The 16,397-nt window shown below is 34.3% G+C and carries 16 protein-coding genes; 11 read left to right on the forward strand and 5 right to left on the reverse strand.

The genetic code is table 11. From position 1 onward, the window contains the following. Positions 1-35: 35 nt before the first annotated feature. Positions 36-791 carry an MIP/aquaporin family protein gene (locus QM512_RS00750; protein WP_282805655.1) on the reverse strand — a complete coding sequence of 252 codons (756 nt, stop codon included), beginning with the start codon at positions 789-791 and terminating at the stop codon, positions 36-38. Between the two features lie 201 nt (positions 792-992). On the opposite strand from QM512_RS00750, the gene QM512_RS00755 reads away from it, so the two are divergent. The 5 genes from QM512_RS00755 to QM512_RS00775 all read left to right on the forward strand — a co-directional run bounded on the left by QM512_RS00755 (position 993) and on the right by QM512_RS00775 (position 7,479). Further along, positions 993-2,471 carry an MFS transporter gene (locus QM512_RS00755; RefSeq protein WP_282805656.1) on the forward strand — a complete coding sequence of 493 codons (1,479 nt, stop codon included), beginning with the start codon at positions 993-995 and terminating at the stop codon, positions 2,469-2,471. Between the two features lie 105 nt (positions 2,472-2,576). Then, positions 2,577-4,025: an MFS transporter gene (locus tag QM512_RS00760; protein ID WP_282805657.1), complete on the forward strand. Its 1,449-nt coding sequence runs from the start codon at positions 2,577-2,579 to the stop codon at positions 4,023-4,025. Between the two features lie 190 nt (positions 4,026-4,215). Next, the gene (locus QM512_RS00765; RefSeq protein WP_282805658.1) at positions 4,216-5,094 is read left to right on the forward strand and encodes an AraC family transcriptional regulator; all 879 of its coding nucleotides are present in this window, start codon (positions 4,216-4,218) and stop codon (positions 5,092-5,094) included. Between the two features lie 112 nt (positions 5,095-5,206). Continuing rightward, a complete protein-coding gene (locus QM512_RS00770; protein WP_282805659.1) occupies positions 5,207-6,451 on the forward strand; it encodes an MFS transporter in 1,245 nt (414 codons plus the stop codon). Beyond that, positions 6,451-7,479, forward strand: coding sequence for a carboxylesterase family protein (locus QM512_RS00775; RefSeq protein WP_282805660.1), 1,029 nt, complete (start codon positions 6,451-6,453; stop codon positions 7,477-7,479). Before QM512_RS00770 ends, QM512_RS00775 begins: the two co-directional genes overlap by 1 nt. Before the next feature lie 64 nt (positions 7,480-7,543). Here the strand turns inward: QM512_RS00775 and QM512_RS00780 are convergent, their stop codons facing one another. Beyond that, positions 7,544-8,062: a TetR/AcrR family transcriptional regulator gene (locus QM512_RS00780; protein ID WP_282805661.1), complete on the reverse strand. Its 519-nt coding sequence runs from the start codon at positions 8,060-8,062 to the stop codon at positions 7,544-7,546. 110 nt (positions 8,063-8,172) lie between these two features. On the opposite strand from QM512_RS00780, the gene QM512_RS00785 reads away from it, so the two are divergent. The 3 genes from QM512_RS00785 to QM512_RS00795 all read left to right on the forward strand — a co-directional run bounded on the left by QM512_RS00785 (position 8,173) and on the right by QM512_RS00795 (position 10,952). Beyond that, positions 8,173-9,945 (forward strand): oleate hydratase, encoded by a 1,773-nt coding sequence (locus tag QM512_RS00785; RefSeq protein ID WP_282805662.1) that lies wholly within the window; start codon positions 8,173-8,175, stop codon positions 9,943-9,945. Positions 9,946-10,196: 251 nt separating this feature from the next. Then, on the forward strand, positions 10,197-10,625 hold the full coding sequence (locus QM512_RS00790) for a GNAT family N-acetyltransferase (protein ID WP_282805663.1): 429 nt from the start codon (positions 10,197-10,199) through the stop codon (positions 10,623-10,625). Positions 10,626-10,724: 99 nt separating this feature from the next. Continuing rightward, entirely contained in the window at positions 10,725-10,952 is a 228-nt protein-coding gene (locus QM512_RS00795; protein ID WP_282805664.1) for a hypothetical protein, read from the forward strand. Here QM512_RS00795 and QM512_RS00800 read toward each other — a convergent pair. Next, entirely contained in the window at positions 10,933-11,721 is a 789-nt protein-coding gene (locus tag QM512_RS00800; RefSeq protein ID WP_282805665.1) for a Cof-type HAD-IIB family hydrolase, read from the reverse strand. The genes QM512_RS00795 and QM512_RS00800 overlap by 20 nt on opposite strands. A 113-nt stretch (positions 11,722-11,834) precedes the next feature. Here QM512_RS00800 and QM512_RS00805 point away from each other — a divergent pair, with 113 nt between their 5' ends. After that, on the forward strand, positions 11,835-12,374 hold the full coding sequence (locus QM512_RS00805; RefSeq protein ID WP_282805666.1) for a YagU family protein: 540 nt from the start codon (positions 11,835-11,837) through the stop codon (positions 12,372-12,374). A gap of 42 nt (positions 12,375-12,416) precedes the next feature. Here QM512_RS00805 and QM512_RS00810 read toward each other — a convergent pair whose 3' ends face one another. Together QM512_RS00810 and QM512_RS00815 are read right to left on the reverse strand one after the other, a co-directional pair. Next, the gene (locus QM512_RS00810) at positions 12,417-13,223 is read right to left on the reverse strand and encodes a Cof-type HAD-IIB family hydrolase (protein ID WP_282805667.1); all 807 of its coding nucleotides are present in this window, start codon (positions 13,221-13,223) and stop codon (positions 12,417-12,419) included. A 210-nt stretch (positions 13,224-13,433) separates the two neighbouring features. After that, positions 13,434-14,765, reverse strand: coding sequence for a solute carrier family 23 protein (locus QM512_RS00815; protein WP_282805668.1), 1,332 nt, complete (start codon positions 14,763-14,765; stop codon positions 13,434-13,436). Between the two features lie 416 nt (positions 14,766-15,181). On the opposite strand from QM512_RS00815, the gene QM512_RS00820 reads away from it, so the two are divergent. Both QM512_RS00820 and lacA read left to right on the forward strand, forming a co-directional pair. After that, complete coding sequence (locus tag QM512_RS00820; RefSeq protein ID WP_282805669.1) at positions 15,182-15,946, forward strand: DeoR/GlpR family DNA-binding transcription regulator; 765 nt, start codon at positions 15,182-15,184, stop codon at positions 15,944-15,946. Between the two features lie 15 nt (positions 15,947-15,961). Next, on the forward strand, positions 15,962-16,390 hold the full coding sequence (gene lacA / locus QM512_RS00825) for a galactose-6-phosphate isomerase subunit LacA (RefSeq protein WP_282805670.1): 429 nt from the start codon (positions 15,962-15,964) through the stop codon (positions 16,388-16,390). Positions 16,391-16,397: the final 7 nt, after the last annotated feature.

A 16,397-nucleotide genomic window follows, 5' to 3' on the forward strand; every position in this document is an offset into this window, starting at 1 on the left:
AAAGGTAGATCAATCGATCTACCTTTTTCATTTAATTAAAGTCCGAAAGGAATCTTGTAAAGGAAAATTCCAATAATTGCACCTAAAGTAGGAGCAACAACAGGAATCCAACCATAACTCCAGTGTGCGCCACCTTTTTTATTAGGGATTGGTAGGAGTGAGTAGACAAGTCTTGGACCGAAGTCACGTGCTGGGTTAAGAGCAGGACCAGTTGGACCACCAAGTGCCATAACTAAAGCAGTAATTAAGAATCCGACACCGATGTTAGCAATATCAACAGCTTGCTTGAAGAACATCCCCTTGTAAAGGCCAATTGCTACAAACATTAAAACTGCAGTACCAACTACTTCGGAAACGAAACCGTTCCACTTGCTGTTAGTACAATCGCTAGTGGCAAAACAAGAAAATACGATATCAGGATTAGTAGATTCTTTAAAGTGTGGCCAGTAAACGGCTAAAACAAGCAATTGACCACAAATTGCACCTAATAATTGGCAAGCAATGTAAGGAGCAACTTGTGACCAAGGGAAGTTACCAGCAGCTGCTTGTGCAATAGTAACAGCCGGATTAATGTGGTTACCTGAAATTGAACCAAATAACATTGCTGGAAGCATTACACCAAAACCAAAACTGAAGGCAACTAAGATCCAACCACCGTTAGCTTTACCATCAGGAGCGTTACCAGTTGTACCCTTTAAGAAGGAGTTTGCAACTGAACCATTACCAAATAATACTAAAATTAAAGTACCGAAAAATTCGGCAAAATACTTGAGTATCCAACTATGTTCCATAGATACTTTTTCCTCTCTTGAAAAAATAAGTGAAAAATAAACACAGCTACTGATTATACCGAAAGTTTTGGAAAAATCATAGATATTTTTTAAGATTCTTGCATTTTTGAGCAAAATATTTGCATAATATAAAGATAAATGTCTTAGCTCTAATTACTTGATGTAATAGAGCTCTTTTTCATTGTTGGGGGAAGTTATTTAATGAATAAAAAACAGATCACGATGGTTACGATTGCTTTAATGCTCGGAAACGTGATGGCTGGATTAGATGGGACAATTACGAATACTGCAATTCCTGCGATTGTATCGGCATTACATGGAATTCAATTTATGGGTTGGATCGTAGCGATCTATCTTTTAGGGATGTCAGTTTCAATTCCAATTTGGACTAAAATTGGTGAGAAAATCACCAATAAGTTAGCCTTTGAAATTGCTCTAGCATTGTTTGTCTTGGGGTCAACATTAGAAGGATTAGCACCCAATATTTATTTCTTCTTAGTCGCAAGAATGATTATGGGTATTGGTGGCGGTGGAATGGGATCACTACCTTATATCATTGCGGGATATGTTTTTCCAAATATCAAAAAGAGAACTCAAATTTTGGGATATTTAACAGCAAGCTTTAATGGGGCGGCAATTCTTGGACCATTAGTCGGAGGTTGGTTAATTGATGCTTTGTCTTGGCATTGGGTTTTCTATATCAATATTCCGATTGGATTAGTGGCTTTGTTAATTTCATTAATTTACTACAAGCCGGTAACGCCAAAATCAGCGCCAGTCTTTGACTTAGGTGGTGCATTTCTACTCGTTAGTGGTTTAATTATGTTTTTAATGGGAATTCAGCTTTTAGGATTAACTGCAACTTGGATTGTAGTTGGACTAATCTTATTCAGTTTAGTTCTTTTAATCTTTTTCTTTTTCCACGAGGCAAAGGCAGACAACCCAATTATTCCTTTATCTATCTTTAAAAATAAAGATTTGAATGGAGACTTAATCTTATTTGCGACTACGTGGGGAGCCTTTATTGCTGTAAATACTTACTTACCAATGTGGGCACAGGCACTTTTAGGGATGTCGGCTTTAATGGGTGGAATGACCTTGATTCCTAACTCAGTTGTTGAAATTATTGCTTCCCAGACTGTTGCTACAATTCAAGAAAAAATTAGAACTTTTACTTTAGTGATGATTGGGATTATTACAATGATGATTTCATCTGGAGGACTTTTCTTAGCGAACAATCAAACACCGTTGTGGGTATTAATTGTAGTAGGAGCTTTTTCTGGAATTGGTGTTGGTTTTATTTTTGTAGCACTTCAGGTAAAAGTACAGATTGATGCAGGGATAAAAGATATGGCAACAGCCACTTCGACGTCTTACTTGATTAGAATTTTAGCTCAAACCGTTATGGCGGCTGTTTATGGTGTTATTATGAATTTGGCTTTAGCTAGTGGTATTGGCCAGCATCATAACATAACGATGCACATGATGAATGAATTAAGTGATGCCAAGTCCGCTAAGCTTTTGCCGCAACAATTGTTACCAGAAATGCGTGAAATTTTTCATGGTGGTATTCATGAAATTATGGCAGTTTCATTTATTTTGCTGCTAATTGCTACTATCTTTAATTTCTATTTTAACTTTAAGCAACCTAACAAAAAAATTCGAAATTCTTCAAAATAGTTCTTGTTTTTGAGTAAGTGAGCAAGTATATTTTAAATAGATTATTAGCCTTGATTATTGCGAAATAATTGGGGCTTTTTATTTTTTAGAAAAGTAGGTGTAGATATGACAAAAAAGCAAGTAACGATGGTAACGTTTGCCATGGTATTGGCTAATGTAATGGCAGGGTTAGATAGTACGATTATTAATACAGCAATTCCCGCCATTATTGCAGACTTACATGGAATTCAATTTATGGGGTGGATTATTGCAATTATGCTCTTAGGAATGTCCGTTTCAACTCCGATTTGGACTAAAGTTGGTGAAAAAATTGGTAATAAAACCACCTTTGAGCTGTCGCTACTCTTTTTTGTTTTAGGCTCGCTCTTTCAGGGCTTGGCTGATAATATGTATTTCTTTCTTTTAGCACGTGCTTTAATGGGCATCGGTGCTGGGGGAATGGGATCACTTCCCTATATTATGGCCGGCTTTATTTTTGATAATATTAAGGCAAGAACCAAAATTCTAGGATATTTGGGTGCTGCTTTTAGTGTGGCAGCGATTGTAGGACCACTAGTAGGTGGTTATTTAGTAGATTCTCTTTCCTGGCATTGGGTCTTTTATATTAATATTCCGATCGGCTTATTAGCGATCTTGTTATCACTAGTCTATTATCATGAAGGAAAAATTAGAGAAACTCCGAAGTTTGATGTACTTGGTTCATTTCTAATCATTGCAGGATTAACATCACTTTTATTAGGGATTCAATTGCTTGGCTTAACTAAAGCTTGGATTGTTGCAAGTTTAATTGTTGCAGGCTTAGTATTATTAATCTTGTTCTTTATGCATGAAGAGGGGCATCCAAATCCTGTAGTTCCAATTAGTATGTTTAAAAATCGAGCTTTAGTTGGAGACTTTTTACTTTTTATTTTTAGCTGGGGTGCATTTTTAGCAATCAATACATATTTACCAATGTGGGCACAAGGTTTGCTTGGAACAACTGCATTGATTGGTGGAATGACTTTAATTCCCAACTCGTTAGTTGATGTAGTGGGAACTTTAGTAGTAAATCCTCTGAAAGCTCATTTTAACAATCGAACATTGCTTTCAATGGGATTAATTTGTATTTTGATTTCATCATTAGGCTTGGCACTTGCTCCTCAAAATACTAATATTTGGTGGCTTTCTATTATCGGAACTTTTTCTGGTTTTGGTGTAGGATTTATTTTCGTTTTGCTTCAAATTAAAGTGCAAGTTGATGCTAGTGAGAAGAATATGGCACCAGCAACATCGCTTTCTTATTTAATCAGAATCTTGGCTCAAACTGTAATGGCAGCTGTTTATGGCGTTATTATGAATATGCGGCTAGCTAAAGGTGTAGCTGAAAATTCAGGGATTACGATGAGTATGCTTAATAAATTGAGTGATGCCAGTTCCGCTAAGAGTTTGCCACAAAGGTTATTGCCAACAATGAGAAATATTTTTCATTTAGGACTGCAAGAAATTATGTGGTGTGCTACTGGGTTGCTCCTAATTGCGATTGTTTTGAATTTTATTTTTAACAAAAAGAGTTAGCTAATTATTTTATTTCTAAATGTGGCTATAAAGATAATTAATTGAAAAAAGATAAAAGCATTCTTTAAAAGTTTTGGCCTAAGTCGAAATTTGAGAATGTTTTTTATTTTGCACTATATAGTAAAATATGTGCAGATAATATCAAAAGTTTTAGTAAAAAGGATAATATTTACCAAAAAAGGTTATAGTCATGGATTATAATATTAGACAAAATTTACACGAAATAGTTATACCAACAGATCCTCTTTCATTTTGGTATTGCTTATTTGTTAATCAAAATACGCAGACATATGTTGCCCCACATTGGCATAGTGGCATTGAGTTAAGCTATACCCAGACAGGAAAGATTGACGATTTTCATATAGCAGGAACACATTATAGAACTAAGGCTGGACGTATATTAATAGTTAATTCTCAAGTTATACACGGATCTTCAAATAGAATTCAAAAATATCATACAGCTCTAGGAATCATTTTCCCTTTTAATACAATAAGAAGACTCTATCCTAATATTGTAAACAAAGTTATTCAACTTAATGATCCTTCCATGTTTAATGCAGAACAAAGACTATATTATGCAAAATTGCAGGGCCTGCTAAACCAATTTATCGCTATGGCAGAATCAGATGATGAATTTAAGTTTATTATTATGCAAAAACTCGCAGATCAAATTCTATTGATTTTATTAACAAAGTTTACTGTAGATATGCCAAGTAAGATGAAAAATAGTAAAAAGGCGTATATTGTAAATAGATTACAATTTATAACGCAGTATGTTAATAACCATTATACAGAAGATCTTCATTTAGACTTGCTAGCTAGAAAGTGCAACGTATCTAAAAACTATTTAGCTAGGTTCTTTAAGCAGGAGATGGAAATTACTGTTAACGAATATATCAATAACGTTAGAGCTCAAAATGCACATTCGCAAATGTTAGGTGGAAAATATAATTTGACAGATTTATCTTCTTTAAATGGCTTTTCTGGTGTAAAGACGATGAATAGGACATTTAAAAGATTATACGGACAAACTGCCTCAGAGTTAAAAAAAGATATTAAAAATAAATGAGATAATAGATGCCATATTGTAGATAAGATAAGAATTACAGAAAGGCTCGTTTTTTATTATTATGTAAGCGTATTCATAAATGAAATGCAGAAAAAGCGAGGAGAAAAATATTATGGCGAAAAAATCTACAAAGTACGCTTGGTGGATGTTTATAGTATGTGCCTTAATTAATTTTATTGGTTTTGGTTTGATTATTAATACGGTAGGCTTATTTTATGCACCAATAGGTACAGCTTTTCATACTGGACGGGCAGAGGTAGCTTTAATGACTACTTTTCAAAATGTTGCGCAAGCCATTACGTTATTGTTTGCAGGTAAATTAATGTCTAAGGTCAATCTTAAGTGGTTATTGACAACCTGTTTTTCAATTATGGGATTAGGCTTAATTCTATTAAATAGGGCACAATCAATTACAATGTTCTATATTGCTTGGTCAATAATAGGTATTGCTCAGCCATTTGCATTAGGACTTGCTACACCAGTATTACTGGGGAATTGGTTTAAGAAGAAATATGGTACCGTAATGGGGATTGCGCTGGGTGTTTCAGCATTTGGAGGTACTGTATTTAATCCAATAATTGGTGCAGCTATTACATCTTTAGGTTGGAGAAATGGTCTTCTATTAGAAGGAATATTAGTTTTAATAATTTTAGTACCACTTTGTTTAACGATTAAAGGTCAGCCTGACGAGAAACATCCTGCTTATGGATATGAGGACCAACAAGTTGATAAGAGTAGTGAAAACAACAATAAAGGCTTGACACTAATTCAAGCTTTAAGAACACCGATGTTCTATTGCTTAGTTTTTGCAATGATTTCTCTTCAATTTATTGCAGGTTTTGTACAACATATTTCTGCGCATATTGTAAATATAGGGTTGCCTTTAACAGTAGGTGCTACTGTGGTTTCTGGTGTGATGCTTGGAGCAGCAGCCGGTAAGATTTCAATTGGTTATTTTCTAGATAAGTTTAATAATTCTATTGTGATCGCTATTTACACCTTATTTGGTGTTATAGGTTGGGGTGGCCTATTAATGATGAGAAGTAATGTGCTTTTAATTAGTTCAGGTTTTATCTTAGGTCTGGGACAAGGTATTATGTTAGTTTCATTACCTTATTTCATTAGAAAACAATTTGGTAGTAAAGATTATTCAAATATTCTTTCAATTATCTCTATGGTTGGTTCGGTATCCAGTGCAGCTGCTGTTAGTGTTGATGGTTTATTCTTTGATATGTCACATTCATATAGTTTCCCATTAACGTTGAACGTAATACTTTATGTATTAGCTGGAATGGCAATTATCTTATCAATTAATATTGCAAAGAAAACAATTAAAAGATTGGAGAGTGTAAGATAATGACTATTAAAGTTGAATTTCAAAGAGAAGTATTGCCAGATGGGGATTATGTAACGAGTGCAAGTCTTAATTCAGATAGAAAAATTGATTTAAACAATGTGAAGTTTACTATTCATGGTGAAAAAGTTGAAGTTAAGAAGATTTCGAAAAATAAATTTTATTTTGGTCAAAATGATAAATTAGCTACAATACATTTTGGTACAAATTTTCAAGATCATTTTGTATTACCAGAAATATCAGTTCATATTGATAATTTAGACGATAATATTGTTTCAAGGTTTAAAGAAGATCCGATAGCAGAAAAATTTGCAACGAATTTCTATCATGGAAAAGAAACATTATCCTATTATTTATATACGAGTCAAAGCAAATCTAAGAAACGACCGATGGTAGTATTTCTTCATGGATCTGGTGAAAGAGGCTATGGAGATCGATATCCACTATGGGGAAATGATGTTACTGAACAAATTGTTAGATATGTGAAAAGTCATGAAGATGCAGTTGTAGTAGCACCCCAAGCCACCTGGAGAAAGGAATTAAATGGTTGGTTTAGAAAGGGTGTACGTGAAACACTGTTGGATTTGATTAATTATCTAATTAAGATAGAGAATATAGATCAAAAGAGAGTATATTTACTAGGTTTATCTAATGGTGGAGCAGGTACTTGGCATTTTGCAGAAAAAAATCCAGATATGTTTGCGGCAATTGCTCCATGTTGTGGCTATATTTATAATGATGAAAAATATTTTTTAGAAGCCCCAGGTAAAGGACGCTATATGGAACCGACTGAGAATGAAGCGAACGCATTAAAAGATATGCCAATTTGGGCATTTGCTGCAGCTGATGATAATGTAGTGAATCCTGATGGTACTCGACACACTGTAAAAGTGATAAAAAAGGCGGGTAATAAAAATATTAGAGAAACTATTTATAATGCAGGAATGTTAGGTAATAATCCGCATAATTCTTGGAAACTCGCATATCATGAGAAAGATTTATTTCCATGGATGTTTAAACAAAAGAAATAAATAAATAAGATTATAAAAAATCAGATCTTAAGAGTAAATATAAATTAAGATCTGATTTTTTATATTAACTATTAAGCACAATATGACTTTCAATATAAGAAAGTAGTTCACTAACTGGTTTTTGATAATCATGGCCAACCCACCAAACTAAAAGCATATAAATACCACCAGATTGATAGCTAATCGCATACGGTGGAAGATTTAAATTAGGGTGGGAATAATTAATTAATTCCTTTAAAAAATTAGTTTGTTGATTAAGCAGTTCACCCTCTAAACCTGCATTAAGGAATAATTTCATTAGGTCAGGATGATCTTTGAAAAATTTAAAATAGACTGCTAATTGATCTTCAAAGCTAGTTAGCTTGTGGTCTGATAAATCATCAATAAATTTTTGATATTGATCACGTAAAAAAGTAATTAAGATCTGATCTTTTTGTTCATAGTTGCGATAAAAAGCCATCCTGGATACGTTAGCCTGTTTAGCTATTTGAGAAATGCTGAGTGAATTATAGGGATGCTTTTTTAATAGTGAAAATAGTGCATTTTCGATTTGATGTTGAGTTTTGAGACTTTTCTTATTCATAATTGTCTATCTTCTCTCAAAAAAACAAGTTTGACAAATGTAGGCGCTATCATTATGATATAAAGTATAAATGGTTACAAGTGTAACGATTATTGAAAGAAGTGTGTCTTATGCATTATAGCAACGGAAATTATGAAGCTTTTATCAATGCAGAAAAGCCAAAAAATGTAGATAATAAATCAGCTTATATTGTCGGATCAGGATTAGCTGCTTTAGCGGCTGCTGTTTTCTTGATTCGTGATGGTCATATGGAGGGCGATAAGATTCATATTCTTGAAGAATTGGCTCTTCCTGGTGGTAGTATGGACGCCATTTATAACGTGGCTGATCAAGCTTATGTAATGCGTGGTGGCCGTGAAATGGAACCACATTTTGAAACTTTGTGGGACTTATTTAGATCTATTCCATCACTGGATTATCCTGATCAAAGTGTCTTAGACGAGTTTTATCGTGAAAATAGAAAAGATCCATGTTACTCAAAGACCCGTGTCATTGAAAATCGAGGTCAAGAATTACCAACTGACGGTGATTTACTTCTTTCACCAAAGGCTGTTAAGGAAATTTTGAACTTAGTAATGACACCAGAAAAAGATTTACAAGATAAGAAGATTAATGAAGTCTTTGATGATGAATTCTTTAAGTCAAACTTCTGGCTTTATTGGCAAACGATGTTCGCATTTATGCCTTGGGCAAGTGCAATGGAAATGCGTCGTTACTTAATGCGGTTTGTACAACATGTAGCAACTTTGAAGAATCTTTCATCACTTCGCTTTACCAAGTACAATCAATACGAAGATTTAATTATGCCTTTGATTAGTTACTTAAAGAAGCATGGAGTAAAATTCCATTACGATACAATTGTAGATAATATTATTGTTAACCGAACTGAGGATGAAAAAGTAGCTACTGAGATTAAGATGACTGAAAAGGGCGAACAAAAAGTTATTAAGTTAACCCCTAATGACTTAGTTTTCGTAACTAATGGCTCAATTACTGAAAGTACAACATATGGCGATAATACCCACCCAGCGGAACAGAAACATGAGCTTGGACCAAGTTGGCAATTATGGAAGAATTTAGCAGCTCAAGATGAGGACTTCGGTCATCCAGAAAAATTCTGTGAAAATATTCCTGACGCTAACTGGGTAATTTCTGCTACAGTTACTTTCACTAATGATGATATTGTGCCTTATATTGAAAAGGTTAATAAGAAGGATCCACATTCTGGTTCAATTGTAACTAGTGGACCAACAACGATTAAGGACTCTAATTGGCTATTGGGTTATTCAATTAGTCGTCAGCCGCAGTTCCATAAGCAAAAGCCAAATGAATTAATTGTATGGCTATATGGCTTGTATTCAAATACTAAGGGTAACTATGTCAAAAAGACAATGCCTGAATGTGATGGTATTGAACTTTGTGAAGAATGGCTTTATCACATGGGAGTTCCTGAATCAGAAATTAAAAAGATGGCAATTGATGCAACTACAATTCCAAATCATATGCCATATATTACTTCTTACTTCATGCCACGTGCATTAGGCGATCGTCCAAAAGTAGTACCAGACAAGTCTAAGAACTTAGCTTTTATCGGTAATTTTGCTGAAACTGAAAGAGATACTGTCTTTACTACTGAATATTCAGTACGTACTGCTATGGAAGCTGTTTATACTTTGCTTAATGTAGATCGCGGTGTTCCTGAAGTATTTGCATCTGCTTTTGATGTGAGAATGTTAATGAATGCAATGTATTACTTGAACGACAGAAAGAAGTTAACTGAGCTTGATTTGTCTTTACCTGAAAAATTGATGGTTAAAGAAGGCTTGAAGAAAGTTAAGGGAACCTACGTTGAAGAGTTACTTAAGAAGTATAAGTTGATTTAGACGAGAAAAAATTTAATTATTAAAAGCAATAGGGACGAGCAGATTAGCTTGTCCCTATTTTGTATAGCATTAGAAATTTGCTTTTTAGATAAAAGTATTTTTTAATTAGAGAAGTAAATTATTTATTAGAAAAGAGAAGGATTCTTATTTTAGACGAACAACCCGCCCGATGGGGCTCTACGAATTATCATAAAGTTAAAGATTTATATTATAGTGCTTTTCCAGAATGGGAAAGATTCTCATGGATCTCAATGGTATTAATGAGCTTGCGAAAGAAACTCCAACTTAATGCTGTTTATGATGGAGAAGTATTTTGCGGGATGGTTTGTTACTACATTAGTGACAATACTGTTTATCTAGCCTACTTAGCTGTTGAACCGGAATTACGGGGCAATGGTTATGGAAGTAAGATTTTACATATGCTTGAGGAAAAATGTCCAGAGCAACAGATTGTATTAGATATTGAGCCACTTGATCCTGATGCCGAGAATTATCATCAACGTGTTAGCCGTCTGCGTTTTTATCAAAAGAATGGATGGCGTAGAACTCATCAGATGTTAGTTGACGCAGATGGTGAATTTGAAGCTTTAGTTGATCAAAATCATTTTGACAAAAAGGATTTTGCTAAGACTTTGAAGCAAATGAGTTTAGGCTTTTATCGCTTTAGAATTGAAAAATAATATTTGCAGTCACTCAATTATTGAGTGGCTGTTTTTTATGAAAAAGTATAAAAGAGTATAAAACAGTATAAAAGTACTGAAAGCAATGAGGTGAGAAAATTGAACCCATTTAATCCAACATTTGGTGATGTCCCAAAAATATTTTTAGATAGAACTAAACAGTTAAATACTGTAATTGTTAGAATGACAGCTGGTTATGCATATGCATTTCAATTATTAAGTTATCTAGTTTGGGATACAGAAGATAAACTAATCACTGATAACACTTTACAAATTATATTACCTGAATATAAAGAAATGCCTTTTACTAGAGAATATTATTTTTAATGTAGGTGAGAACACCTTGTTCATTGTTTGAGGTTGTTGTATGATCTGCGATTTTTAGTAACGCTGGATCTGCATTTGACATAGCCACGCCATCGCCAACTTCTTTAACCATTTCTAAATCATTCCCGCCGTCACCGAAAGCAGTCATTTCAGAAAGAGGAATTTCAAGTACTTCACCTAATTCTGCCAAGCCATGTGCCTTGTGGATTCCAGGTAAGATAAGATCAATATCACCATGACCACTACTTGTTACATTGCAGCAATCACCAAGATTCTTCTTTAGAAAATCAACATAATAATCTGTTTTTTCATCGGGGCAGGAGATAGAAAACTTCAGAACTTTATCATCGATTTCACTAAAGTCATGTATTTTCTTTAAGCGGTAGTAGTACTTAGTAGAAATTTTGTAATAATCGTCGGTGAATTGAACTGGGAAGTAGGCACTTTCTGCTCCTGATACCAAAAATTGTAATTCAGCTTGATTTAAAAGAAATTCTTCGACCTTTTTAACTGTTTCTTTTGGGAAAAAGTGCAATGATAAAATTTTTTCCTCGGTTCTAACTAAAGCTCCATTTTCTGCAACGTAAACCATATCAGGAAAATCCTTAAAGAAAGAAATAATTTGATAGTATTGATTACCACTTGCAACCGTGAACTTAATGTTTCTTTTTTTTAATTCCTGATAGATTTCAGCAAATTTTTCTTTGTCATAACTTTTATCGTCTCTGAGAAAAGTACCGTCCATATCTACGGCAATTAGTTTTGTCATTTAATAATCTCCTTTAGTTACATGTTTCTAGCAATAATATATTTAAGGATGTGTTGAAAAATTGAACTTATTTTTTATAATTAGTTATGTAATTCATAAAAGAGGGGAAAACTATGAATAAAAGTTCAAATGGTTGGCGCGTCTTTTTAAAGAGCGTCTGGTTTGGTATTATTGCTGGGATGATTTCTGGAATGGTTAAGATTGGTTGGGAGAAGATCTTACCGCCGAGAACTTTAGCTCGTGACCTTGTTAATCCGCCACAACATATGTTGCAGCAAATTGGTGCTTCTTATAAGTTCACTCATGCTTATGTAATTTATAATACTGATCAAAAGGTTTTCTGGGTTGCATTAATTTTGCACTTTAGCTTTTCAATTTTCTTTGCTTGGTTATTGATTTATATGGTTCAATTTAAGAAAACTGCATGGGCTGGCCTTTGGGAAGGTGCATTATATGGAATTATTATTTGGGTCGCATGGCATCTAATTATCATGCCAGTTCTTGGTACTACACCAGCACCTTGGCAAATGCCATTTGCAGAACACTTTTCTGAATTCTTCGGCCATATTGTATGGGGCTGGTCAATTGCAGCAGTTGGGTACTACTTAATTGCTAAGCAAAAGGTTAAGACCTTAACTAATCAATATTGGTAAAATAATTAATCGATCTTTCTGATTGAAGGATCGATTTTTTTGTTAAAAAACAAACTTATTTAAAGCCTTAGCAATACCGTCATCATCGTTTGACGCAGTAACAAAATCTGCATGATCTTTTGCTTCTTTGCTTCCGTTGCCCATTGCAACAGCAGTTCCTACAACATCAAACATTGAAATGTCATTCCTTTCATCCCCAAATGCAATCATTTCATCAGTACTGATGCCAATCTTTTCGCCTAATTCTTTTAAACCACTTCCTTTGTTTACATTAGGATGTAAGCATTCTAAGAAATGGTCATCTGCACGAACGATATATAATTCGTGGCTGAACTTTGCTCTTAATACTGGCTCAACTTGATCAAGAAGATCTTTATCGCCGACAAAACATCCTTTAGAAATCTGAAAATCATTAGGCATTTCATCAGGGGTTCTAATGAACATTGGAGCAGTATTTTCCCAGGCTTGTAGTAATTCAAAGTAGTCTACGTCACGATCAGCAGTAATAATTCTTGAATCTGGATCAACAATATTAAAAGGAACTTTTTGCTCCTTAGCAAATTTAGTTAGTTTGCGGTAAAGTTCATTATTAACTAGATCTTGTGTCATTATTTTGCCGTCTGCATTTCTCGTAATTGCACCGTTTAAAGTGACAGCGTATTGATCACTGCCTTCAATTCCAAGTTCTTTCATGAAGTGTGCAAGACCAGCGATTGGTCGACCAGAGCAAAGAACAACTTTGATTCCCTGATCTAAAGCTTTTTTTATTGCAGCTTTAGTAGAGGGGAGAATTTTATTTTTAGAATTTAAAAGTGTACCGTCTGTATCCAAGGCAATTAATTTAATCATTTTTATTTCCTCCTCGTATTTTTTATATTATTTTTATTTTAAAGCAATAATAAAGCAAGATATACAGAGATATATAAAAATTAGTTAGATATTAGGTGTAAAGATGAATAATCCTATTAATCCTAGTTTTGGTAAAATCCCATCAATTAAAGAACTACTAAAAAAGCTAGAATTCACATTATACGGATTCTAGCTTTTACATATATTCAGCTAATTAAAGTATTTTTGCTCTTTTTCTTTCTTTTCTGCTTCTAATGCTTTTTCACTAGCTGCTTTCTTAGGTAAGATCCAGTTCATTAACATACCGAAGATTGTACATAAAGCAACTGAAGTTAATTGGAAATTACCAAGTTGAAGGTAAGCACCACCAATCCCGATAACTAGGATAACTGAGGCAATTAACATATTACGTTTTTCACCAAAGTCAATCTTGTCATCAACTAAGATCTTGAGTCCGTTAGATGCGATAGTTCCGAATAATAAGAAAGAAATACCACCAATAACTGGCATTGGAATTGATTCGATAACCGCAGCGACCTTACCAACAAAGCTGAAAACAATTGCAAAAACAGCAGCGCCGGCTAATACCCAAACTGAGTGTACTTTAGTCATTGCCAATACACCGATATTTTCACCATAGGAAGTGGTAGGTGGACCACCAATGAAACCAGCAATAATTGTTGAAAGACCATCACCCATCATAGTTCTGTGAAGACCAGGATTCTTGAAAAAGTTTCTCTTAGTTAGGGAGTTAAGAACCATAATGTGTCCCATGTGCTCAGTCATAGTAACAAAGGCAATTGGAGCCATAGTTAAGATCGCAGCTGGGTACCATTTAAAGTGGTAGCTGATTCCGGGTACATCTAAAGCAGGCATGGAGAACCAAGCAGCTTTTGCTACACCAGAGAAGTCAACAATTCCTAAGACGCAAGATAAGGCATAACCACAGACAATTCCAAGCATAATTGAAACTAAACTGGTAAAACCTTTGAAGCACATTTGGAAAATTAACGTCATAACTAATGTGAAAATTGCAACTCCAAAGTAAGTTAAGTTGTACTTAGTGCCTTTCATCATGGCGTCGTTAGCGGCAGTAGTTGCTAGAGATAAACCAATTACGATAATAATTGGACCAACTACAATTGGTGGCAAAACTTTGTTAACCCAATCAGAACCAACTTTTGCAATGACTAAGGCTACAATTACATATACAAGACCAGCAGCAATCGCACCTTGAGCAATTGCTGGATAGCCATCTTGTCTCATTAAGGCTTGCATAGTAGCAACAAAGGCAAAACTTGAACCTAAGTATGCTGGAATTTTGAAGTGGGTAAGAAGCATGTGGACTAATGTACCTACACCAGATGAAAGCAAGGCAATACTTGGATTGATTCCGACTAAAATTGGAACTAAAACGGTTGAACCAAACATGGCAAACAAGTGCTGCATTGAAAGCAAAATTCCTTGTCCAAGTTCAGGTTTTTCATAAACGTCTAAGATCGCATCATCATTATGAAATGTGTCTTTAGGCATCTTTTTCATTTTTTCCTCCTTGAAAACGACATTTGGATGACCTAAAGAAAAAACGACTATCTAAAGAATTCCTTTAAGATAGTCGTTTCTGTTTAAAACTATGCCAAAATAGTTTACGCGCAGATTTCCTTGATAGCCTCACGGGACTAAATTAAAGGTCATCACTTGTATTTCTTTTTTATTTAACTAAGTTATAGGAAAAAAGTCAAGTATAAAATTCTAGCTGTTCTAACTTGTTAATTTAAAAGTTCATAAAAATTTTTAAATATTTCGTATGTAAGCGATATCGTTGCTATAATACGGCTTAGAAAGGCTATTTGACTATCTAAATTAATAATGAACATAAATTAACTTTGACAAACACAAATGAACATATATAATAAAGATGTAATGAGTTAGTTAGCCAAATAGAATTAAGGTGAATAATGCTAAAGAGAGAACGATTAAGAAATATTTTAGAAATTGTAACTGATAGAAAATTTGTAACTGTTGATGAATTAGCTAAGGCACTGCAAGTTTCAGATATGACAATTAGACGGGATCTAAATGAATTAAACACTACTGGAAAGGTAATGCGAATTCATGGAGGAGCACAGGTAATTTCTCAACAAGATTCAGTTGAAAAGAATTATATGCAAAAGAGAGAAATTAACATTTCTGAAAAGCAAGCAGCTGCTGAAATAGCAAGTAAAATTGTTCAAGATGGCGAGACGATATATGTTGGACCAGGAACGACTTTAGAATTTATGGTTGCTAAATTGAATCAAAAAAATTTGCGGATTGTTACTAATTCTTTGCCGGTATTTGAAGCTGCTAAAAAGAATTCGAACAATTATGAACTAATTTTAATTGGTGGATCATATCGTCGAGTTAGTGGTGCCTTCATTGGGGCATTAGCAAATAATCAGTTAAGAGGAATATCTTTTGATCGTGGCTTTGTAGGCGTAAACGGAATTAAGGACACCTCGATGATGACTGCTAACTTAGAAGAAGGACAAACGCAAGGATTGGGATTGAATCGCTCACGTAAAAAGTATGTTGTGGCTGATTATCACAAAATTAACCGTAATGACTTTTATGAGTTTTATCACTTATATGATGTTGATGGCTTAATCACCAGTCCTGGACTTGATCCGGATATTGTAAAGCATTATAGCCAAATCACGACTTTGTATCAGGGTAGTGAATAGCGAAAGGAGAACAACATGAAAGTTGTTATTGGTAGTGATAAGAATGGGTTTGAATTAAAAGAAAAAGTAAAAAAGTACCTAGAAGATGGTGGTTATGAAGTATTAGATGTAACACCAGAACCAGCTGAGGATTTTGTTGAATCTAGCTTAAAAGTTACGCATGAAGTTTTGGACCATGGTATTAAAAAGGCCATCATGTTTGATGAATATGGTGTTGGATCAGCAATGGCATCAAATAAAGTAAAAGGCATGGTAACTGCTGATGTTAACGAAGAAAGAACGGGTCATATGACTGCGATGCACAATGGTGCTAAAGCCTTGGCAATTGGTAGCGGTGTTGTTGGTGAAAAACTTGCCGAATCAATCATTGATTACTACTTGCATACTGAATATGCAGGTGGACGTCACCAAGTTCGCTTAGACATGCTTGAAAAGATGATTTAGAGGAGGC

The sequence above is a fragment of the Lactobacillus isalae genome, from assembly GCF_947539375.1.
GTDB lineage: Bacteria > Bacillota > Bacilli > Lactobacillales > Lactobacillaceae > Lactobacillus > Lactobacillus isalae.